Annotated in this window: 21 protein-coding genes; 14 read left to right on the forward strand and 7 right to left on the reverse strand. The window is 34.3% G+C overall.

What is annotated here, in order from left to right; all coding sequences use genetic code 11:
- Nucleotides 1-18: 18 nt before the first annotated feature.
- From atpE to atpG, 5 genes are all read left to right on the forward strand, one after another.
- A complete protein-coding gene (gene atpE, locus ABIQ27_RS01885; RefSeq protein ID WP_348031567.1) occupies nucleotides 19-195 on the forward strand; it encodes an ATP synthase F0 subunit C in 177 nt (58 codons plus the stop codon).
- A gap of 101 nt (nucleotides 196-296) precedes the next feature.
- The gene (locus ABIQ27_RS01890) at nucleotides 297-797 is read left to right on the forward strand and encodes a F0F1 ATP synthase subunit B (protein ID WP_348031529.1); all 501 of its coding nucleotides are present in this window, start codon (nucleotides 297-299) and stop codon (nucleotides 795-797) included.
- Nucleotides 797-1,330, forward strand: coding sequence for an ATP synthase F1 subunit delta (atpH, locus tag ABIQ27_RS01895; protein ID WP_348031569.1), 534 nt, complete (start codon nucleotides 797-799; stop codon nucleotides 1,328-1,330). The genes ABIQ27_RS01890 and atpH overlap by 1 nt, the downstream gene beginning before the upstream one ends.
- Nucleotides 1,331-1,353: 23 nt before the next feature.
- Nucleotides 1,354-2,928 carry a F0F1 ATP synthase subunit alpha gene (atpA, locus tag ABIQ27_RS01900; protein ID WP_348031531.1) on the forward strand — a complete coding sequence of 525 codons (1,575 nt, stop codon included), beginning with the start codon at nucleotides 1,354-1,356 and terminating at the stop codon, nucleotides 2,926-2,928.
- An 85-nt stretch (nucleotides 2,929-3,013) separates the two neighbouring features.
- On the forward strand, nucleotides 3,014-3,874 hold the full coding sequence (atpG, locus tag ABIQ27_RS01905) for an ATP synthase F1 subunit gamma (protein ID WP_348031533.1): 861 nt from the start codon (nucleotides 3,014-3,016) through the stop codon (nucleotides 3,872-3,874).
- A gap of 234 nt (nucleotides 3,875-4,108) precedes the next feature.
- Here atpG and ABIQ27_RS01910 read toward each other — a convergent pair whose 3' ends face one another.
- A complete protein-coding gene (locus tag ABIQ27_RS01910) occupies nucleotides 4,109-4,981 on the reverse strand; it encodes a T9SS type A sorting domain-containing protein (RefSeq protein ID WP_348031535.1) in 873 nt (290 codons plus the stop codon).
- Nucleotides 4,982-5,104: 123 nt separating this feature from the next.
- On the opposite strand from ABIQ27_RS01910, the gene ABIQ27_RS01915 reads away from it, so the two are divergent.
- Genes ABIQ27_RS01915 through ABIQ27_RS01950 form a run of 8 tightly spaced genes read left to right on the forward strand, consistent with a single transcriptional unit; the run spans nucleotide 5,105 to nucleotide 12,897 of the window.
- The gene (locus tag ABIQ27_RS01915) at nucleotides 5,105-5,542 is read left to right on the forward strand and encodes a GNAT family N-acetyltransferase (protein ID WP_348031537.1); all 438 of its coding nucleotides are present in this window, start codon (nucleotides 5,105-5,107) and stop codon (nucleotides 5,540-5,542) included.
- A 50-nt stretch (nucleotides 5,543-5,592) separates the two neighbouring features.
- Nucleotides 5,593-7,059, forward strand: a complete 1,467-nt coding sequence (locus ABIQ27_RS01920) for a polysaccharide biosynthesis C-terminal domain-containing protein (protein ID WP_348031539.1) — start codon at nucleotides 5,593-5,595, stop codon at nucleotides 7,057-7,059.
- A 1-nt stretch (nucleotide 7,060) separates the two neighbouring features.
- Nucleotides 7,061-7,495, forward strand: a complete 435-nt coding sequence (gene dut, locus ABIQ27_RS01925; protein ID WP_348031541.1) for a dUTP diphosphatase — start codon at nucleotides 7,061-7,063, stop codon at nucleotides 7,493-7,495.
- Between the two features lie 8 nt (nucleotides 7,496-7,503).
- A complete protein-coding gene (locus ABIQ27_RS01930) occupies nucleotides 7,504-8,460 on the forward strand; it encodes a tetratricopeptide repeat protein (RefSeq protein ID WP_348031543.1) in 957 nt (318 codons plus the stop codon).
- A gap of 1 nt (nucleotide 8,461) precedes the next feature.
- The gene (locus ABIQ27_RS01935; protein WP_348031544.1) at nucleotides 8,462-9,472 is read left to right on the forward strand and encodes a sugar phosphate nucleotidyltransferase; all 1,011 of its coding nucleotides are present in this window, start codon (nucleotides 8,462-8,464) and stop codon (nucleotides 9,470-9,472) included.
- Between the two features lie 5 nt (nucleotides 9,473-9,477).
- Nucleotides 9,478-10,830, forward strand: coding sequence for a tetratricopeptide repeat protein (locus ABIQ27_RS01940; protein ID WP_348031546.1), 1,353 nt, complete (start codon nucleotides 9,478-9,480; stop codon nucleotides 10,828-10,830).
- Nucleotides 10,830-11,618, forward strand: coding sequence for a DUF4292 domain-containing protein (locus ABIQ27_RS01945; protein ID WP_348031547.1), 789 nt, complete (start codon nucleotides 10,830-10,832; stop codon nucleotides 11,616-11,618). The genes ABIQ27_RS01940 and ABIQ27_RS01945 overlap by 1 nt, the downstream gene beginning before the upstream one ends.
- A gap of 16 nt (nucleotides 11,619-11,634) precedes the next feature.
- Nucleotides 11,635-12,897, forward strand: a complete 1,263-nt coding sequence (locus ABIQ27_RS01950; protein WP_348031549.1) for a peptidoglycan DD-metalloendopeptidase family protein — start codon at nucleotides 11,635-11,637, stop codon at nucleotides 12,895-12,897.
- A 50-nt stretch (nucleotides 12,898-12,947) separates the two neighbouring features.
- On the opposite strand, the gene ABIQ27_RS01955 is transcribed toward ABIQ27_RS01950, so the two are convergent.
- From ABIQ27_RS01955 to ABIQ27_RS01970, 4 genes are read right to left on the reverse strand one after another with little or no spacing between them, the layout of a single operon-like run.
- Complete coding sequence (locus tag ABIQ27_RS01955; protein WP_348031551.1) at nucleotides 12,948-15,101, reverse strand: hypothetical protein; 2,154 nt, start codon at nucleotides 15,099-15,101, stop codon at nucleotides 12,948-12,950.
- A 6-nt stretch (nucleotides 15,102-15,107) separates the two neighbouring features.
- Nucleotides 15,108-17,021, reverse strand: a complete 1,914-nt coding sequence (locus tag ABIQ27_RS01960) for a transglutaminase domain-containing protein (RefSeq protein WP_348031553.1) — start codon at nucleotides 17,019-17,021, stop codon at nucleotides 15,108-15,110.
- A gap of 51 nt (nucleotides 17,022-17,072) precedes the next feature.
- Nucleotides 17,073-17,582, reverse strand: a complete 510-nt coding sequence (locus ABIQ27_RS01965; protein ID WP_348031555.1) for an acyl-CoA thioesterase — start codon at nucleotides 17,580-17,582, stop codon at nucleotides 17,073-17,075.
- A 60-nt stretch (nucleotides 17,583-17,642) separates the two neighbouring features.
- Nucleotides 17,643-18,581: an SPOR domain-containing protein gene (locus ABIQ27_RS01970; protein ID WP_348031557.1), complete on the reverse strand. Its 939-nt coding sequence runs from the start codon at nucleotides 18,579-18,581 to the stop codon at nucleotides 17,643-17,645.
- Nucleotides 18,582-18,682: 101 nt separating this feature from the next.
- Between ABIQ27_RS01970 and dprA the strand changes: the two genes are divergently transcribed.
- The gene (gene dprA / locus ABIQ27_RS01975) at nucleotides 18,683-19,792 is read left to right on the forward strand and encodes a DNA-processing protein DprA (RefSeq protein WP_348031559.1); all 1,110 of its coding nucleotides are present in this window, start codon (nucleotides 18,683-18,685) and stop codon (nucleotides 19,790-19,792) included.
- A 2-nt stretch (nucleotides 19,793-19,794) separates the two neighbouring features.
- Here dprA and ABIQ27_RS01980 read toward each other — a convergent pair whose 3' ends face one another.
- Complete coding sequence (locus ABIQ27_RS01980) at nucleotides 19,795-20,202, reverse strand: hypothetical protein (RefSeq protein ID WP_348031561.1); 408 nt, start codon at nucleotides 20,200-20,202, stop codon at nucleotides 19,795-19,797.
- A gap of 31 nt (nucleotides 20,203-20,233) precedes the next feature.
- Entirely contained in the window at nucleotides 20,234-21,211 is a 978-nt protein-coding gene (gene trpS, locus ABIQ27_RS01985) for a tryptophan--tRNA ligase (protein WP_348031563.1), read from the reverse strand.
- Nucleotides 21,212-21,285: the final 74 nt, after the last annotated feature.

The following is a 21,285-nucleotide window of genomic DNA, read 5'->3' on the forward strand; positions in this document are numbered from 1 at the left end:
GAAGGAAATCTTCACCTTATTGGAGCAGGATTAGTAGTTATTGGAGTAGGAATTGGTATTGGTAGAATCGGTGGTTCTGCATTAGATGCAATTGCTCGTCAACCAGAAGCTACAGCTAAAATTCAAACAGTGATGCTTATTGCAGCGGCACTTATTGAAGGTATTGGATTCGCAGCTTTATTCGCTGTATCTTAATACAAAAAAACAGTAAACTAAAAGCTGCAACGGTTGGTTGTAGCTTTGGTTTATCTTTAAAAAAGAATTAAAATTTACATATACATAATACACTTTAAATTATGGAAAAGTTAATAAATGATTTCTCGTTTGGTTTGTTCTTCTGGCAGACATTAATTTTCTTGTTATTGATTTTCTTGTTGAGAAAATTTGCCTGGAAACCAATTCTTGATGCTGTTAATGAAAGAGAAGACGGAATCAAAAATGCATTGCTTTCTGCTGAAATTGCAAAAAGAGATATGCAGAACTTAAGATCAGATAATGAGAAATTATTAGCTGAAGCAAGAGTTGAAAGAGATGTTATGCTTAAAGAAGCAAGAGAAATTAAAGATAAAATTGTTTCTGAAGCAAAAGCTGAAGCACAAGTTCAGGCAGGTAAAATGATTGAACAGGCCAAAGCGGCAATCAATAGCGAAAAGAATGCTGCTATGGCAGACTTGAAAAACCAAGTTTCCAACTTGTCTATTGAAATTGCAGAAAAAGTATTAAGAAGCGAATTAGCTGACAAAGCTTCTCAAACCAAATTGGTTGAGAAAATGTTGGGTGACGTTAAATTAAATTAATCGTTATGTCAAGAGCTGCGATTAGATACGCGAAAGCAATTTTAGAAACTGCGGTTTCAAGCGGAAAAGCGAATCAGGTAAATGATGATATGAAATCTATCATTGCTGCGGTTGATTCGAGTACTGATTTAAAAGAATTTCTGGCTAGCCCAATCATTAAATCAGATTTGAAGATGAACGCTTTGTTAGAAGTTTTTAGTTCAGTTCAGGCTGAAACTAAATCGCTTTTCAGATTGCTACAAGAAAACAAAAGATTTGAAATATTAGTTGCGATTGCTACACAATACAATGCTCAGTTTGATGAAATGAATGGTGTTGAAGTTGCAAAAGTAACTACAGCTTTTCCTATCACGGCAGATTTAGAAGCTCAGATATTGGCAAAAGCAGCAACGATTTCAACTAAAAAATTAACTATTCAAAACACTATTGATCCTTCAATTATTGGTGGATTTATTTTGAGAATAGGAGACAAACAATACAATGCATCTGTGTCAAACAGATTACAGGAATTAAAAAGAGAGTTTAGTAATTAGATTACCATTAAAGATATATCAAAATGGCAGAAATCAATCCAGCTGAAATTTCAGCAATATTAAAAAAACAGTTGTCTGGTTTTGAATCAGGTGCAACATTGGAAGAAGTAGGAACAGTTCTTCAGGTAGGTGATGGTATTGCTCGTGTATACGGGTTATCAAACGCTCAATACGGTGAGCTAGTACAATTCGACAACGGATTGGAAGCTATCGTTTTGAACTTAGAAGAAGACAATGTTGGAGTTGTACTTTTAGGACCATCTACTGGAATTAGAGAAGGTTCTACAGTAAAAAGAACACAACGTATCGCTTCTCTTAAAGTTGGTGAGCAAATCGTAGGACGTGTTGTAAACACACTAGGAGAACCAATCGACGGTAAAGGACCAATCGGTGGTGATTTATACGAAATGCCATTGGAAAGAAAAGCTCCTGGAGTTATCTTCCGTCAGCCGGTAACTGAGCCGTTACAAACAGGAATCAAATCTATCGATGCGATGATTCCGGTTGGAAGAGGACAACGTGAGCTTGTTATTGGTGACCGTCAAACTGGAAAAACTACAGTTTGTATCGATACCATCTTGAACCAAAAAGAATTTTACGATGCTGGAAAACCAGTATTCTGTATATATGTAGCAATTGGACAAAAGGCTTCTACGGTTGCCGGAATTGCTAAAACATTAGAAGAAAAAGGCGCGATGGCTTACACAGTTATTGTTGCTGCTAATGCTTCTGATCCAGCACCAATGCAGGTATATGCGCCAATGGCCGGAGCTGCAATCGGAGAATATTTCAGAGATTCAGGTCGTCCTGCTTTGATTATTTATGATGATTTATCGAAACAAGCGGTAGCTTACCGTGAGGTTTCTCTTTTGTTAAGAAGACCACCGGGTCGTGAGGCTTATCCTGGAGACGTATTTTACTTACACTCTCGTTTATTAGAAAGAGCTTGTAAAGTAATTGCTGATGATGATATCGCAAAAGACATGAACGATTTACCAGATTCGTTGAAACCAATCGTAAAAGGTGGCGGTTCTTTAACTGCTTTACCAATTATCGAAACACAAGCTGGTGACGTTTCTGCTTATATTCCAACTAACGTAATTTCGATTACTGACGGACAGATTTTCCTTGATGGAGATTTGTTTAACTCAGGAGTTCGTCCAGCGATTAATGTAGGTATTTCGGTATCTCGTGTTGGAGGTAATGCTCAGATTAAATCGATGAAAAAAGTAGCCGGAACATTAAAATTAGACCAGGCACAATTCCGTGAATTGGAAGCATTTGCAAAATTCGGTTCTGATTTGGATGCTGTTACTTTGAACGTAATTGAAAAAGGTAGAAGAAACGTTGAAATCCTTAAACAAGCGGTTAACGATCCCTACACTGTTGAAGATCAGGTTGCTATTATCTATGCAGGTTCTAAAAACTTGTTAAAAAGTGTTCCTGTTAACAAAGTAAAAGAATTCGAAAGAAGTTTCATTGATTTCTTGAATAACAAGCACAGAGATGTTTTAGATGCTTTAAAAGCTGGTAAGTTGGATGACAACATTACTGACGTTTTAGAAAAAGTAGCTAAAGAACTTTCAGCGAAATACTAAAAAAATTATTTTAAATTTTGAATTATAAATTTTAAATGAGCAATCATAATTTATAATTCAAAATTTATAATTTAAAATAATAAAAATGGCAAACTTAAAGGAAATACGTAATCGGATTGGTTCAGTTTCATCTACGATGCAAATCACATCGGCGATGAAAATGGTTTCTGCTGCAAAGCTGAAAAAAGCTCAGGATGCTATTACAGCGATGCGACCTTATGCCGAAAAATTGACCGAACTTTTACAAAATGTTAGCTCTACTTTAGATGGAGATGCTGGTGGCGAGTTCACATCACAACGTGAGATTAACAAAGTTTTGATTGTAGCCATAACTTCAAATAGAGGTTTAGCCGGTGCTTTTAATACTAATGTTATCAAGCAGGTTAAAGAAGTTGCTGATAGTTATGCCGGAAAACAAGTTGATATTTTTCCTATTGGGAAAAAAGGAAATGATGTTTTAGCAAAAAACTATACTGTTCACGGTCATCATAACGCAATTTATGACGATTTGACTTTTGATAATGTATCAACTATAGCTGATGCTTTAATCGAAAAATTCACTTCTGGTGAGTATGATAAGATTGAATTGGTTTACAATCAATTTAAAAATGCTGCGACACAAATAGTTCAGGTTGAACAATTTTTGCCATTAGCACCAATCGCATCAGATGTTCCGGCTTCAACTGGAGATTATATTTTTGAACCTTCAAAAGAAGAAATTGTGTTGACATTGATTCCAAAATCATTGAAAACACAACTATACAAAGCAATCAGAGATTCATTTGCTTCTGAACACGGAGCGCGTATGACAGCAATGCACAAAGCAACTGATAACGCAACCGAATTGAGAAACCAATTGAAATTAACGTACAACAAAGCCCGTCAGGCTGCAATTACAAACGAGATTTTAGAAATCGTTGGTGGTGCGGAAGCATTGAAAGGATAAGGAAAAACGATAGTTTTTTCAGATCTTCAACAGAGCGGAAGCATTGAAAGGATAATTTAAAATTCACAATATTTTCAAAAAGAGTCAACACAATTGTTGACTCTTTTTTTTAATCTGAACGATAGCACCGTTAATCGATATCCGAAAGATTACTTTCTCTACAAAAAATAAATGCTATAAAGACTCGGTTGATGAATTCACTTTAATTTTAGAACAAGTTAAGCCGGAGGTTATTTATATTTTAATCCACTTTAAAACTTCTGTTTTTTCTTCTGAGAAGACTTTAATATAATAAACACCAGAGGATAAATCAGTTACATTTATTTCTTCACTGGTTATTTGATAATTATCTTTAATTATTTCTCCTATGGCATTATAAATCACATATTTTGTGATGCTTTTTTCTGAGGTCAAAAATAAAATGTCTTTAGTTGGATTTGGATATAGCTTGAAAGGAGAATTTTCGAATTCATTAATATTCAATGCGGTAATATTTAATTGAACCAAAGGTCTATTAGCATTAATCAGCATTACTAAGGCATCAAGGCTTGTACTTCCAACACGCGTTGCATTTGTATTTGCATCTGTTGACCTTTCCCAGCTAATATCGGCTGTTGGTGTACTAGGTCTGGACCATTCAACAAAAATGACAATGTTAGAGGTTCCATCCCATAGAAAAGGAGTTGTAAAAGGAACTTGTTTCCATCCGGTACCTGTTGGAATGCTATATGCCGAAGAAGTGAAAACCTGTGTAGCGCCCATTATTTCTGTATTCCAATCCGGTACAGGGCTGGTTGACCAAACGTTATTTGTGGTATGTTTAAGTAGCACTTTGATGTAGGCATCATTAGATGTATATTCCCCAGTACCCGATTTGCCCCAAGCTAAACTACTAATGAAACCAGCCATACCACCGGCGGTATTAATCTCTTGTGCCGTATAAAGAGACATCGTTCTGGAATATCGATTTATAGTTGTACTCGTTGATAATAAAGCATTTGTAGAGGATGCGCCCGTTAAAGTTCCTAAGGATACGGTTACCTGCGCAGTCATCTGAAAATTAAAAGCAAGAAATCCTGCTAAAAATAAGAGTAATGTTTTTCTCATAGTTGTTAGGTTTATAGTTTATAATTGTTGTTTGATAAAAGTAATCAAAAAACCAATTCAAGTAATAAAAAAGAACCAGTGAATGTTGGCTCTTTTTTATTACTTTTAAATAAAAATCCACCAATGGAAATCAAAGAACTTACTTCATTAGAAGAAATGCTCCAGCAGTTTGATTTGATGCATCTGATGTATACGAAAATGACTCCTGAGCGATACAAATCCTTTCTTGAGGTTATGCTCCCAAATAATTATTCTCAGGTTGCTGTTTTTGAAAACGGCCAATGTATTGGCGTTACCGGAATTTGGTTTGGCACCAAACTCTGGTGCGGAAAGTTTATCGAAATAGATAATTTTATCGTTCATCCTGACCATCGTTCAAAAGGAATTGGCAACATGATTTGCGACTTTGTTGAAGCCAAAGCCAAAGCATTAGGTTGCACCAATATTGTTCTTGATGCCTATACTTCAAACTTTCCGGCGCATCGTTTTTACTACAATCAGGGATTTGGTCCTAAAGGTTTTCATTTCGTCAAAATTTTAGACGAAAACGGCTTAACATAAACCAAAGAATTGGTTACTTTTGTTTCAATTCCAAAGCAATATTCAACATCTTGAGTTTATATAAAAATCTCTTTAAACAAACCTTAATTTACGGATTAGCGACAGTTTTTCCCAGAATAATCAGCTTTATTCTGAACCCTTTGTTTGTTTACTATTTGCCGGATAAAAGCAAAATGGGAGAAGTCTCGGTGATTTTTGCGTATTTGGTTTTCTTCAATGTGGTTTTGGCTTACGGAATGGAAACGGCATTCTTTCGATTTTATAACTCTGAAACCGACAAGAAAAATGTCATTTCTACAGCGACAGTTTCACTGTTTTGGTCAACTTTAGGATTTTTAGTTTTAGCTTTATTATTCCGCCACACATTATCAGGCTGGTCTGATATTAGTGTAGAATATATCACTTATACAATCTGGATTTTAACGCTTGATGCCTTAGCAATTATTCCATTTTCAAAGTTGCGTGCTGAGAAAAAACCAATGAAATATGCAGCCATAAAAATAGCAAACGTTTCGATAAATCTATTGTTGAATGTTTTCTTTTTGGCTTTTTTACCAAAATTAGTAGCGAGCAATTCAAATGGTTTTTTAAGTACAATTTACATTGAGAACTTTCAAATAGGTTACATTTTTGTTTCAAATCTGGTAGCAAGTCTCTTTACTTTACTAGTTTTAGTTCCGAATTACACAAGCATTTCATGGCATTTTGACAAAGTGCTTTGGAAAAAAATGATGATTTATGGATTGCCAATTTTATTTGCTGGAATCGCTTTTGCCATCAACGAGCATTTTGACAAAATCCTTTTAGACTGGATGCATGTGCCGCTTTCAGAAATCGGAGCTTATTCTGCCTGTTATAAAATCGGAATGTTTATGGTGCTTTTCAGAACGGCTTATACTTTGGGCATAGAACCGTTTTTCTTTAGTCATGCAAGCAATGAAAATGCGCAGCAAACTTATGCCACCATCACTAAATATTTTGTGATTTTTGGTTCGTTTATCTGTTTGTTTGTGATTGTTTTTGCCGATTTATTAAAAAGGGTTTTAGTGCCAAATGCTGATTATTGGGATGCCATGAAAGTGGTGCCGCTGATTGTTTTGGCAAACTTCTTTCTCGGAATTTACACCAACCTTTCGGTTTGGTACAAACTGATAGATAAGACTAGAATTGGTGCTTATATTTCATTAATTGGCGCTGCCATAACTTTAATTCTGAATTGGATTTTAATTCCGACTATGAGTTATTACGGTTCAGCGATTGCAACCATTGCAGCTTATGGAAGCATGATGATTATTTCATACAAATGGGGACAAAATCACTATCCGATTCCATACGATTTCAATAAAATCTTTAGTTATTTGGGATTAACAGTTCTGTTCTCGGCGATATCGTTTTACATTCCGATGCTAAGAGAAAATTATCTTGTAAAAGCAGTTCTGTTAATCGTTTTTTTATACTTCATTTATTATAGTGAAAAGGAAACATTACTTAGAATCATAAAAAGAAAAGCAAAATAAAATGACCATAAAAATCATTAATAAATCACAACACGATTTGCCAAATTATGAAACCATTGCTTCTGCAGGAATGGATTTAAGAGCAAATCTGACTGAACCAATAGAATTGAAACCTTTAGAAAGAGCCATCGTTAAAACAGGGCTTTTTATTGAATTACCAATTGGCTATGAAGCACAAGTTAGACCAAGAAGTGGCTTGGCGGCCAAAAAAGGAATTACGGTTCTTAATTCTCCCGGAACAGTTGATGCGGATTATCGTGGGGAAATTGGTGTGATTTTAGTAAATTTATCAAATGAAAAATTTGTCGTTGAAAACGGCGAAAGAATTGCCCAGTTAATTATCGCCAAACACGAAAGAGCAGAATGGATTCACGTTGAAGTGCTTTCTGAAACGCATCGTGGCGAAGGTGGATTTGGAAGTACCGGAGTAAAATAAACATCATTATGAAACACTTTAAAAAGGTTGCCGTAATTACTCTCATTGTCTTTTTTTCTCAGCTTAATTTATTTTCGCAGGAAAAGGAGATTAGTAAGGAAATATTAGATCAGTCGTGTGCATGCATAGGAAAACTGAATTTTGACCTGACAACAGCACAGAAAAATGATTCGATAAAATCATGTATTACATCAAGTATTATAGCTAAACAGACAAAAGAGTTTGTTGCCCAAATGACAACAAAACTTGACAGTTTAAAAGGCGATAAAATTAATGATACTATTTTGAAAAATGCAAGTTTTCAAATAACTATCGACAAAGATTACGATGAAATCGAAAAAAAATTATTAGCAGATTGCCCGTATGTTAAGCAACTGATCATGACAAATAATGAGAAAAATAAAAACTCAATAAGCAATAAGAAAAAGGCAATGGCTTTTTATGAAGAAGGAGATAAATATTTTAATCAGGGAAAGTACGACCTGGCTTTGGTCGAATACAATAAGGCTGTCACTAAAGATCCAAAGTTTGCTTTTGCATGGGATAATATGGGAATTTGTTATAGAAAGCTTAACAGATTTAAAGAAGCAATCGAGTGTTATAAAAAATCACTGGAATTAGATCCCGAAGGCGTAACACCATTAATGAGTATGGCTGTTGCTTATAATCTTCTTAATCAAAATAAAGAGGCAATTGAAACGTATAATAAATTCATAAAATTACATCCTGATAACCCTGAAGGATTTTACGGAATCTCCCGATTACAAAACGTTACCGGAGATTATGACAATGCTCTTGAAAGCGCTTTAAAAGCTTACGACCTTTATGACAAAGGTTCTTCTCCCTACAAACAAGATGCTATAAATGTGATGAAAGAAATTGTTGCAAATCTCAAAAAAGAAGGTAAAATAGACATATTTAATACTTTTGCCGAGAAGTATGGATTAACAAAAATAAAAGAATAAAATGAAAATAATAGTTCCAATGGCTGGCCGTGGTTCACGTCTTCGTCCACATACATTAACAATTCCAAAACCATTAATTCCCGTTGCAGGGAAACCAATCGTTCACCGATTGGTAGAAGATATCGCCGGCGTTTTGAATCAGGACATTGATGAAGTTGCTTTTATAATCCACGAAAGTTTTGGTAAAAAAGTAGAAGAAGATTTGATTGCAATTGCTAACAAATTAGGCGCAAAAGGAACCATTTATTATCAAAACGAAGCGCTGGGAACAGGTCATGCAATTATGTGTGCGAAAGATTCTTTAACCGGTCCGGCCGTAATTGCTTATGCAGATACTTTGATTCGTGCCGATTTTGATTTAGATAAAACTGCCGATAGCGTTATTTGGGTAAAACAAGTGGATCAACCGGAAGCTTTTGGTGTGATTAATTTGAATGAGGCAGGTGAAATTGTTGAATTGGTAGAAAAGCCAAAAGAGTTCGTTTCGGATTTAGCAGTAATCGGAATATACTATTTCAAGAATATTTCCGTTTTAAGAGATGAGCTTCAGTCTGTTTTGGATAACAACATCATTCATGGTGGAGAATACCAAATCAATGACGGAATTAAGCAAATGATGGCTAAAGGCATGAAATTTGTACCGGGGAAAGTCGATGAATGGATGGATTGTGGTAACAAAGATGTTACTGTCGAGACCAATTCGAGGATGCTTGGATTTTTACACAACGATGGTGAACATCTAATCGATTATGGTGTAAAACAAGAAAACTCAACCATCATTCCGCCATGTTATATTGGCGAAGATGTGGTTTTGATTAATGCAACCGTTGGTCCAAATGTGTCGCTGGGAAGAGGAACACATGTTATCGATTCCACAATAAAAAATAGTTTAGTACAAACGCATGCTCATATCAAAAATGCTAGTTTAGATAATGCGATGATTGGCAATCACGCGAATTTTGATGGTAATTTTACAAGCATCAGCATTGGAGATTACTCTGTTTTAGAATAAAAAAAATGAAAAAAATTGCAATTTATTGTCTGTTGTTTTTCGGAGCGCTTTGTGTTCCAAATATTGTTATGGCTCAGAAAGAACCAAACGATGTTGTTACTATAGACGATGGATTTGAAGATTTTTTCTACGAAGCCATTCAGCAAAGAAGCATTGAAAACTATGATAAAGCCATTGCTGCTTTAGAAAAAGGGAAAGCTATCGAACCCGAAAATCCCGTCGTTTATTTTGAGTTTGGAAAGAATTATTTAGCTCAAAAAAAATATAACGAAGCCTACGAAAACTTTGAGAAAACGACCAAAATGGATCCGAAAAACCGTTGGGCTTGGGTTGGAATGTACGATGTTTGTTATGAAGTAAAAGATTATAATAAAGCGATTCCAATCGTTGAAAAACTGGTAACATTCAAGGAAGATTATAAAGAAGATTTGACTTCACTTTATATGAATACACAGCAATTTGACAAAGCGCTGGAACTCATCAACGAACTGAATGCAAAGTTTGGGAAATCAGATAAACGTGAATTGTATAAATCAGATATTCTAAAAGATGCTAAATATCAATCGGCTGAAAAGTTTAATTTGTTGGATCAAATCAAGAAATTCCCAAAAGAAGAATCCAATTATATTGCTTTGATTTATATGTATTCCCAAAGTAATCAGGAAGAAAAAGCTCTTGAAATTGCTCAAAAATTAGAAAAAGAAATTCCAACATCCGATTGGGCACAAGTGAGTTTGTTTAAATTTCATTTGAATAATAATGATGGAGATAATGCAGTGAAAGCAATGAATATTGTGTTTCCAAGCAAAAAAATCGACTCTAAAATCAAGCACAGGATGCTCAATGAGTTTCTGATTTTTACCAAAAATAATCCAAAATACGAACCCGATTTAGATAAAGCCATTTCTTATTTTGATAATGATAAAGAAGTAAGAGTTGCTAAAGAAATAGGTAAATTTTATTATTCAAAAGCCGACTGGCCGAAAACTGTCAAGTATTTAAAAATGCATTTAGCAAGTGCTGAAGATGATGTAGAAACACAGCTTTTATTGTTGCAGGCTTATACCGAAAGTCAGCAGTTTGGCGATTTAGCAAAAAGAGCAGACGATTTGACACAGCTTTTCCCAACGCAGCCACAGTTTTATTATTATGCCGGATTGGCTAATAATCAACTCAAAAACTTTAAAAAAGCGGCAACGTTTTTAGAATCCGGTTTGGATTTTGTTGTTGACGATGAGGCATTGGAAATCAATTTTAATATTCAATTGGGTGAAGCATATACAGGTTTGGGAGATGCAAATAAGAAAGAAAAGTATTTTACCAAAGCAAATGAACTCATAAAAAAACAAAAGAAATAATGAAAAAGGGATTGTTCATTCTGGTAATTATTTTTTTAAGTTCCTGTAAACCAAAACAGGTTTTTGTCGATACAAAAACACCAACAGCGGTTGTAACCGATGGGAACGCCTTAACTTCTGAAAAAATAATTCAAAATCATTACAGTAATAAAAGTGATTTTTCGACGTTATATATTAGAGCCAATGCCAAATATAAGCACGACGACGATTCGCAAAGTGTTTCCGCAGAAATCAAAATAAAGAAAGACGAAAAGATTTTGGTAAGCATTCGCGTGTTGGGGATAACAATGGCAAAAGCGCTGATAACACCCAAAGAAGTAAAGTACTATGAAAAATTAAACGGAACTTATTTTGAAGGAAATTATGAAGCTTTGAGTCAATGGCTTGGGACCGATTTAGATTTTAATAAAATACAAAACATGCTGATTGGACGTCCAATAGATGATTTGACAAAAGGGAGTTATTCCTTTTCAGAAACTGATAAATTCTATAAATTAAATACTGTTGAAGACAAAACAGAAAAATCTTTTTCCTTTGAAGCAGAGCATTTTTTACTAAAAAAACAAACAATCAGCCAACCGGAAAAAGAAAGAAGCTTTGAAGCGAATTATCCCAATTTTCAGGATTTTGCGTCTGGAATATTTCCGGCAGGTGTGACGATAAATGCGTTTCAAAAGAAAGGGAAAACAACAATTTCAGTAGATTATAATTCAATAACGTTCAACGAAGATTTATCTTTTCCTTACAGTGTGCCTGATGGATATGATAGAATTTCGATAAAAGATTAGCCAAAATAAAAAACCGATGCCAAAATTATTTCTCTCTTTATTATTCTTCTGTTTCACAATTCAAATGTGGAGCCAACCACCAACGCAGGAACAACTCGAAGAGCGCAAAGCTAAAATTCAATTAGAGATTCAGGAAAAAGAGCAATTATTGCAATCTGTAAAAAGCAAAGAAAAATCGGTGGTTACTCAGTTAATGCTCCAAAAAGAAAAGATTGGATTAAAAGAAAAACTGATACAAACAACCGAGAAGCAAACAAAATTATTGGGCAATGATATTTATGTAAATCAAATAAAAATCAACCAGCTAAACCGCGATTTAGAACAACTGAGAAAAGATTATGCAGCGATGATTATGAAGTCGTATAAAAGCCGGTCTGAGCAAAGCCGGGCTATGTTTTTATTATCTTCGGAAAACTTCCTGCAAGCCTATAAAAGAGCCCAATATATGAAACAATATGCAAGCTACAGAAAAATGCAGGGCATGGAAATTGAGGGAAAAACCAAGCAATTGGTTGGTTACACAAATAAAATTCTTGTTCAGAAAACGGAAAAGGAAAAGCTAATTACAGAAAACGTAAACGAAAGGAAAGAATTAGAAAAAGAAAAACAGGAACAGGAAAAAATTGCCAATCAGATTCATAAGGAAAAGGGGAAAATCACCGCAGAGATAAAAAAGAAGCAAAAGGAAACAAGAAATATCGATGCGCAAATCCAAAAATTAATCCGTCAGGCAATTGCTGCAGCGAACAAGAAAACGGCAGCGGAAAAAGCCAGAGCTAATCCAAAAACAACAACAGCAGCATCAACAAAAGCAGTTGAATCTTCAACAAAAATTGTATTGACTTCAGAAGGTCAATTGGTCGCAAATAATTTCAGAGCTAACAAAGGAAAATTGCCATGGCCTGTTGAAAAAGGCGTCGTTTCTTTACCTTATGGTGATCAGGCACATCCAGTTATTAAAACGCTTAGGGTTTATAATAGTGGTGTTGAAATAACAACCGAAAATGGAGCTTCAGCCAGAGCGGTTTTTGGTGGTGAAGTGACTAAAGTAATTAAATTATCGCCTCTGAATATTGCTGTTTTTATTCAGCATGGAGATTATTTCACGATATATCAAAACCTGAGCAGCGTTAACGTAAGCGTTGGAGATAAAGTTTCTATCAAACAAACTTTAGGTAAAATCAGAACTAACGGCGACACAGGGAAAACGATTTTGAAGTTCTTAATTCTTCAGAATATAACGTATAACAATCCGGCCACCTGGTTGTTTAACATGTAACAAAAAAGTCCTCTAGTTCCTATAACGAGAGGACTTTTTTGTAAAATAAATTATGCTTTTTTCAACAATATTTTTTCCTGCGTGAACTGATAAGCGGCATCCAGAAACTGAATCATCTTGTTCCAGTTTGCATTTGGTTCGTTATAATTTTTGTAATATTTGTATGTTTTTATAACAAGGTTATTCCCTTTTACTTCAGCGGTTGATGTAAATCCTCCAGTTTCATTTTCTACTTTTTTATTTAACTTTTCCAAACCGGAAACAGTGTAGCCAGAAGGAATTTCAAAAATAATTTCATTATCAAAAGAACGCGGGAAAACCATATAAATATTGTTCTTTCTATCTTTTTCTTTTTGAGTAATCTCAATTTGAGCAGTTAAAAACTTACCCAATTCCATCAAATATTTATCACCGGCTTTTTTAATCCAATTGTTCTTAACCGCAAACTCTTCGGTGTATTCCAGAGGAGATTTTTTACCGTAACGCCCTGTATTTTTAATTTTGAAAGTATAATCGTCAAGATCAACTTCGTATTCTTTAGATGTTGAATCCTTAAAACCATCTTTTTGTTTGTCTTTCAGCTTGTTGATTATTGCATTAAGCTCATTGGTATATTGCTCTTTCTTCTTTTTATTTTTTACATAATCCATAAGCGGAGTTGAACCATATTTGGAATAATCTTCATAAACATAATCGTAAAAGTTGAGCCTTTCGCTCTGTTCATTTTCTTTCAAATGCCCGGTATATGATGACTCTTTTTTTACTTTGTATCCTGCAAAATCATCAAGAGTTAAAGTAGTTTTGATTTTAGTACAGTTTTCCTGATAAGTACTGGATGGTAAAGTCACAACCGATGCATCTGTTACACGTTTTCCTTTAGAAACCTCAAGAACATAAGCTTTAGAACTTTCTACGTTATAATCAAATTGATCAGCACTTGTATATGGTGAGAAATATTCCAGGTAGATAGGATTTGGAGTATTTACTCTTAAAAGTTTTTTTACATTCGACTGTATCAATAAATCATCAATTGAACCATTATCCCGGCCAGTTGCTACAATAATATCATAATTGATATCGTTCTTTTTAAGGAAGTACATAAAGTATTTTATGAACGATTCTTCATCTCTCAGGAACACTGCTTTCTGATAGTATTCAAATGGATAAAAAATCTTAGCGTCATTGGCTATAAAGGCCTCGATATATTTTGTATAAAAGTCATGACGACAGAAATAGTAAACTTCTCTGATTTTCTCTTCGTCGTTGGCAAAAGTTTTCCCTTTTAAGAAATCTTTTATCGGATCTAAATCACCGGATGGAACAAATTTGGTATTGTAATAATCAAAAATGTCATCTTTAGAAACGGTTTTCTTTACTTCTTTTTCAGTTTTTGATAAAAACCCATCAGCCAGTTTTTCGAACTTTCCTGATCGTGCAAAAATCACCTGAAATTTGTAGCTGGGCATTTCTGCCAATGGGTAAAACCAACGCGGAAATTCATTTTTATTGATATCTTTTTCAGAAAGTTCATATTGTCTTTCACCACCTTTATTGGTTGGGACTTCAATTAAAGCCGGCGCACCATTATAAGTATTGAAATTAACAAAGAAATCATTTTCTGTTTCGAGGACAATTTTCAAATCCATTGTTGGATATACATCACCAAGTGGCGTTTCGACAGGATCGAAACTGTGATCCAAAACAGATACAAACGGTTCAACATTATAGAAATAATAATCGATGACATCTCCGACTTCAAGGTTTGGAATGGCTACTTTTTTTTCGCCATTAACATCTTTAGCTTCTTTTTCGACATCTACTTCAATTTCTTTACCATTTGGTTTTACAACTTTTATTCCGACAAATGTTCCTCCTCTGTTCCAAATAAATCCCATGACTCTGTTAGAATAGAACTTGCTTTTATAGGAGAACTGAGAAAATTCGGTAACCGAAGCCTGATCCTGTAATTTCACTCTTTTTCGAACACCTGAAGTATAGGTAACTTTTGCTCCAAACTTATGGTAGTTGTAATATTCTTTTTTGTGGATAAATACTGCCGATTCATTTTTCCATTTATCAGGAATCGCAGTTACTTTTTTGAATTCATCATTTTTTCCCCAGAAAAATTCTTTTATTTCATTTTTATCCTGGGCAGCTGCAATTTGTAAAACAAAAAGCAATAGCAATAGTAGTTTTGTTTTCATTTAAAATTATTTGCTAATAGTAATTTGTTGGTTATAATTTTCAATCATTTTTTTGATAAAATCGTTCCATTTCTCCATTTCATTGGCCTTTATAACACCATTTTTGAAGATGAATGATTTTTTATAAATGATTTCTTTGTCATTTTTATCAAATGTGATATTGATGTCGAAGTCATTTTCCCTGATAGTAAGATTTGAAGGAAGCTTAGTTACTTTATAACCATCGGGAATTATAAAGTTTATTTGTGATTCGTAATTGGTTTTATAATCCATTTCATAATCTACTTTTCTGTCTTTCAACATAAAGCCTTTGTATTCGTTCATGAACTCTAAATCGATATACATTTCATTATCAAAAGAAGAAACTTTGTTGGCAATATTTATTTTATAATCAAGGTTTAGTTTTATTTCCCTGTTTTGAAAATCAGACGTTTTAACATCAGATGTTATGATGTTTTTGTCTTGTTTTGATAAAAATCCATCAAGGCGCTCTTTCTTTTTGCTGGTTTCAAAATTATTGTAAATGTTTAAAAACTGAGCACGGCTTTCACCAATATAATTGTGATTGCAGTTACCAACTAAATGCTCATTTTCGATTGAAAGCGTTGCTGTAAATTGCTCTTTATTGGCTTCATGAGTTACCGCTGGAATCTTTTCAATTATGCATTTGTCTCCATCTTCAATCATCACTTCCTTATTCTGAATACGTTCGGCATATTCACCAAAAGAGTTGAATTTTTCTGTTCCGTCCAGGTAATATTTTTTGCCTTTGTTAATTAATGTACAAATCATGTGATTGTCAACAGCCAAAGAAGGAATTGTGTAATTATAGGCTATGTGTTTGGTGCCAATCCAGGAAAGCCGCGCATCAAAACCGGCAATTTTCAGCATTTGCTTTATAAGATTTGCCATTCCTTTACAATCGCCATAACGCTTTTCAAAAACATGATTGGATTCATCTGGTTTAAAACCGGCAATACCATCTTCAAAAGCAATGTAACGGATATTGTCCTGAACCCAATAATAGATGTTCTTTATTTTTTGTTCATCGGTTTTTGCATTTGCAGTAAGTTCTTCAACTTTTGCTTTCATCACAGAGGTATCGTCAGTCATCATAGCTAGTAATGACTTGTACCATTTGTATAAATCATCGCTGGTTTTGAATAATGTAGTTTGAACACCATCTTTTGAAAATGATTTTGCCAATACCAAAATGTGTGGATAAGTATAGCTTCTTCCCGGAGCATCTTCAACTTTATAAACGGATGGAACATCATCTAAAGTATACGTAACGTAGGTCATGTTGTTTTCCTGACGTGACGTTTTTTTGATTTTATATCCCTCAAAATTGAATTCTTTTAATTCGATTTCAAGCCAATTTGGAATACTGAATGAGATAGTTTTTTTAAGAATAGGATATTCATCATTGAAATACAGCGTGGTAAAATACTTTGCATCATCATACTTTTTCTCCATTTCATAGCGATAAGTATAACCCTGAACCGGGAAATCGACAGTCATATATTTGACCTTTGCATCGTTATAAAACAAATCTTTGTCTTTGTAAAATTCATCTTTTACAAAAAAAGAAGTTGATTTGTCATTGCGATACTTCATTGAGAAAGTCTCAATACTGGTTTCACTATCATAAAACTCATATTTTTGAATATCAGTTCTATAATTGATATTCATCAGATGTTCTTTGGTATTATGATTTACTGTGACTTTCGCTTCTTTTTTATTGAAATCAAAACTAATATTGTCAGTGCTTTCTAAGATAGCAATATCGTCTTTCGGATAATTTTCCCTTAATTTCTTAGCAAGAGAAATATCTTCGGGTGTGGGATCAATGTTTTTTTGTGAGAAAGCGGGAATTCCAAAAAAGCACAACAAAACTATCCATTTCAAAGTGGTCTTCATTAATCTTGATTTTTTGGAAATATACTACTTTTTTAAAAGCAAAAAGAAGTTTTATAGAAACAATGCTTTCAATTCCGTTGCATCGTGTGGTTTCATTTTTCCTGCTAATACCAAACTCAGTTGTTTTCTGCGTAAAGCCGCTTCAAATCTGACTTTCTCTTCATCAGTTTGTGGATCAATTGGTGGAACAGGAACAGGATTTCCAGATTCGTTAACGGCTACAAAAGTATAAATGGCCTCGTTAGCTTTGGTTCGTAATCCGGACTCCCTGTCTTCAATCCAAACATCCAAAAAGATTTCCATCGATGACGTAAAAGCACGTGAAACTTTGGCTTCTACGGTTACCACACTTCCTAAAGGAATCGCACGATTAAAAGCAACGTGATTTACAGAAGCGGTGACAGTAATTCTTCTCGAATGCCTTCTTGCCGCAATACTGGCTGCTCTGTCCATTCTGGCAAGTAATTCGCCTCCAAAAAGATTGTTTAAAGGATTGGTTTCGCCTGGTAAAACTAAATCGGTTAATATCGTTAACGATTCAGAAGGATGTTTTGGACTCATACTATTTTTTTTGCAAAGGTACTTACTGAAAACAAAAAATCCCGATTTCCCGGGATTTTTTTATAATGATTCAATTAATAGCCAAGCATCTTTGTTGTCTAATTTCTGAATATCTTTCATCGCTTGATGCGCTTCAGAGTAGGTCGAATAACTTCCATAAAGCACAGGAAATAAACCGTGCTTGTTTGGCTCTAATCTTTTGGCCTTTTTAAAGCCTAATTTAAGCAGTCTTTGATATTGTTCTTCGGCATTGCTTTCTATTCTAAAAGCACCGGCAACGACACAATAAGGCATTTTTTCGGCAGCAACCGTCAACGTAACAGATGGCAACGGATTTGAAATATAAAAAGTAGCTTCCTGAATTTTCTGATTTACCTTTTTCTGAACATTCGTTTCTACGATAAGCGTTTCCTGAGCAATTTTGTTTTCGTAATATTTATAACCGACAGTTCCTGTAACTCCAGCTGCTAATAAGAAAACTGCAGCATATTTTAAAACAGAATAATTTCTTTTTCTTTCGGGCGTGAAAATAATTGGCGCTTTTTCTTCAAGTTGCTCAACTTGTTCTTTATAAACTTCGCGTTTTACAGAAGGAGAAACAAATGAACTCAATCCGAAAGATTCTTTTAAATAATTGATTTGATCAATCGGAACAAAAACAATATTTTTCTCAGAATTCAATGAAAAATCTCCAACGTTTTTTACAGAGAAACTTCCGAATTCCTGAATTTTAGATTTCCAATGTGAAACTTCATTCTGAATAGCATTTACCGCAATTTCATAAGATACTTTTTCAGCCTGCGCCAAATGGTTTGCCAATAATCCATCATTATTTTTGATAAATGGATTAAAAGAAATCATCTTTTTTGGAGGATAAAACGAATGTGAATTTTCGTCCAGTTGTGCCGATTGAAATTCAGTCAGGAACGCACCAAAACCTGGTACGGTCACACACTGATAACGATATAATAATTGGGAAATGTATTGTTCAATCTTCATATCGACAAATTTAGATAAACAATAATAGTATCAAAAAATTATTCACAAAATTTATTAACAATCCCAAGAAAAAATAATTATTTTTGTAGTAAAATAAGCACATGAATCCAACAGAAATTTTTAACATCTTGGCACTATTGAAAGTTGAAGGCGTTGGAGACATTGTTGCCAAAAAACTGATAAACCATTGCGGCTCAGCAGAAAATGTCCTTAATTCCAAATCGCATTCATTAAAATCGATTGATGGAATAGGAGATACTTTGATTAAAAACCTCAGGGACAAAAGTATTTTTGAAAAAGCTGAACAGGAAATGCGATTTATCGAAAAGGAGAAAACCTGTACTTTGTATTATCAGAATGATGATTATCCCGACAAACTAAAACATTGCATTGATGGACCGGTTTTACTTTTCGCTTCGGGGAATATAAACTTCGAAAGTAGAAAAATAATCAGCATCGTTGGCACACGTGAAGTCACTCCACATGGAATGGATTTTTGTAAAAAACTAGTTGAAGATTTAGCTATTTTCAATCCAATAATCGTTAGCGGATTTGCGTATGGTGTTGATATTGTCGCACATCAGGCAGCTATCGAAAATAAGTTGCAAACTATTGGAGTTTTGGCTCATGGCTTAAATCAGGTTTATCCAAAACCACATAAGAAATATGTTGCCAAAATGGAAGAGAACGGTGGTTTCCTAACTGAGTTTTGGAGTAACTCCAGTCCAGAGAAAGAAAATTTTGTCAAGCGAAACCGCATTGTTGCCGGAATGAGCGAAGCCACAATCGTAATTGAAAGCGCCGAAAAAGGGGGCTCATTAATAACAGCAATAATGGCAAATGAATACAATCGCGATGTGTTTGCTGTGCCAGGAAGAACTTCGGATAAATTTAGTCAGGGATGCAATAATTTAATCAAAACACAGCGCGCCAATTTAATGACATCGGCCGCCGATTTGGTTTATATCTTAAATTGGGAGATCGCATCGCAGGCTCGTAATGACAAAGCCGTTCAAAAGCAACTATTCGTTTCGCTTGATAATGATGAACAAAAAGTCCACGATTATCTCCAAAAAAACGGAAAGCAATTGTTAGATATCATTGCGCTCGAATGTGACTTTCCAATTTTTAGAATTTCTTCTTTGCTTTTAAATATGGAATTGAAAGGCGTTATACGGCCTTTGCCTGGGAAATTGTTTGAAGCGGTATAAGATTATTTTTTTGGTATTTCTAAAATGAATCCTTCTTCGATCCTATCTTCTGCTAAACCATGGGCAATACTAATTTCAAGGCCAGTAAGAATTTCAACAACATTTACTGTTTCAGGGTTGACAAGAGTTTCAACTTTATACAACTTTGTCGTGATTTCTTTATCCAGGAAACTAATAGAAATATAAACATTTTGCTTTGCTCCTTCAGGATCTTCATTTTTTGAATAACCTAAATCAGTATTGATAATGAAGGTTTTTATCAAATATCTTTTGAAGCCAAAAGCATTGTCAGTATGAACCTTTGCAAGCATTTTACTCAACTCCGGATTTTTTTCTTCTGCAAATTTAATTTGTGAAAAAGCAGTAAAAGATAAAAAAGTGAATAGCGCAATTAAAACAATATTTTTCATTTGAAATAGATTTTTATCAAATGTATAAATTTTATTCAAACCCCAATTTTTCACGTACTCTTTTTAAGACTTCATTAGCAATTGCTCCCGCTTTTGTGGCGCCTTTTTTTAACAAAGCATCAACTTCGGGTAAATTGTTCATATAGTAATTGTATTTTTCTCTTTCGGTTTTGAATTTGGCAATGATTAATTCAAACAATTCCTGCTTCGCATGACCATAACCAAAATCTCTGTTGACATTGGCATATTTGGTTTTCATTTGTGCAATTTGTTCAGCGTTTGCCAATAATTTATAAAGCCCAAATATCTTGCAGGTGTCCGGATCTTTTGGCTCTTCTAATGGAGTGCTATCTGTTTCAATGCTTATAATCTGCTTGCGCAATGCTTTATCATCTAAGAATATATTGATGATGTTACCACGGGATTTACTCATTTTTTGACCATCAGTTCCCGGAACATACATCGTGTCTTTCTCAATTTTTGCTTCCGGAATTACAAATGTATCTCCCATTTGATGATTAAAGCGGGAAGCAACATCTCTTGTAATTTCGATATGTTGTAATTGGTCTTTACCAACCGGAACAAATTCAGCATCATATAACAAAATATCTGCAGCCATCAGCATTGGATAAGAAAACAAACCGGCATTTACATCGTCCAGTCTATCAGCTTTGTCTTTAAAAGAATGTGCCAGTGTCAAACGCTGAAAAGGAAAAAAACAACTCAAATACCAGGACAATTCAGCCGTTTGGATTACATCGCTCTGACGATAAAAAATCACTTTATTGACATCCAATCCACAAGCCAGCCAAACCGAAGCCGTGCTATACGTATTACGGCGAAGTTCATCCCCGTTTTTTATTTGTGTAATCGAATGCAAATCGGCAATAAAAAGAAATGATTGGTTTTCTGGGTTTTTTGACAGTTCAATAGCAGGCAAAATAGCGCCCAATAAATTTCCTAAATGTGGCGTACCCGTGCTTTGAATTCCGGTTAGTATTTTTGACATCTTCAGTTTTTTTCTAATCGCAAAGTTAAACCTTTGTATTAAAAATTGCATACGTTTCATTACATTTGACAATA

Origin of the sequence: Flavobacterium sp., assembly GCF_039916025.1 — a bacterium.
GTDB lineage: Bacteria > Bacteroidota > Bacteroidia > Flavobacteriales > Flavobacteriaceae > Flavobacterium.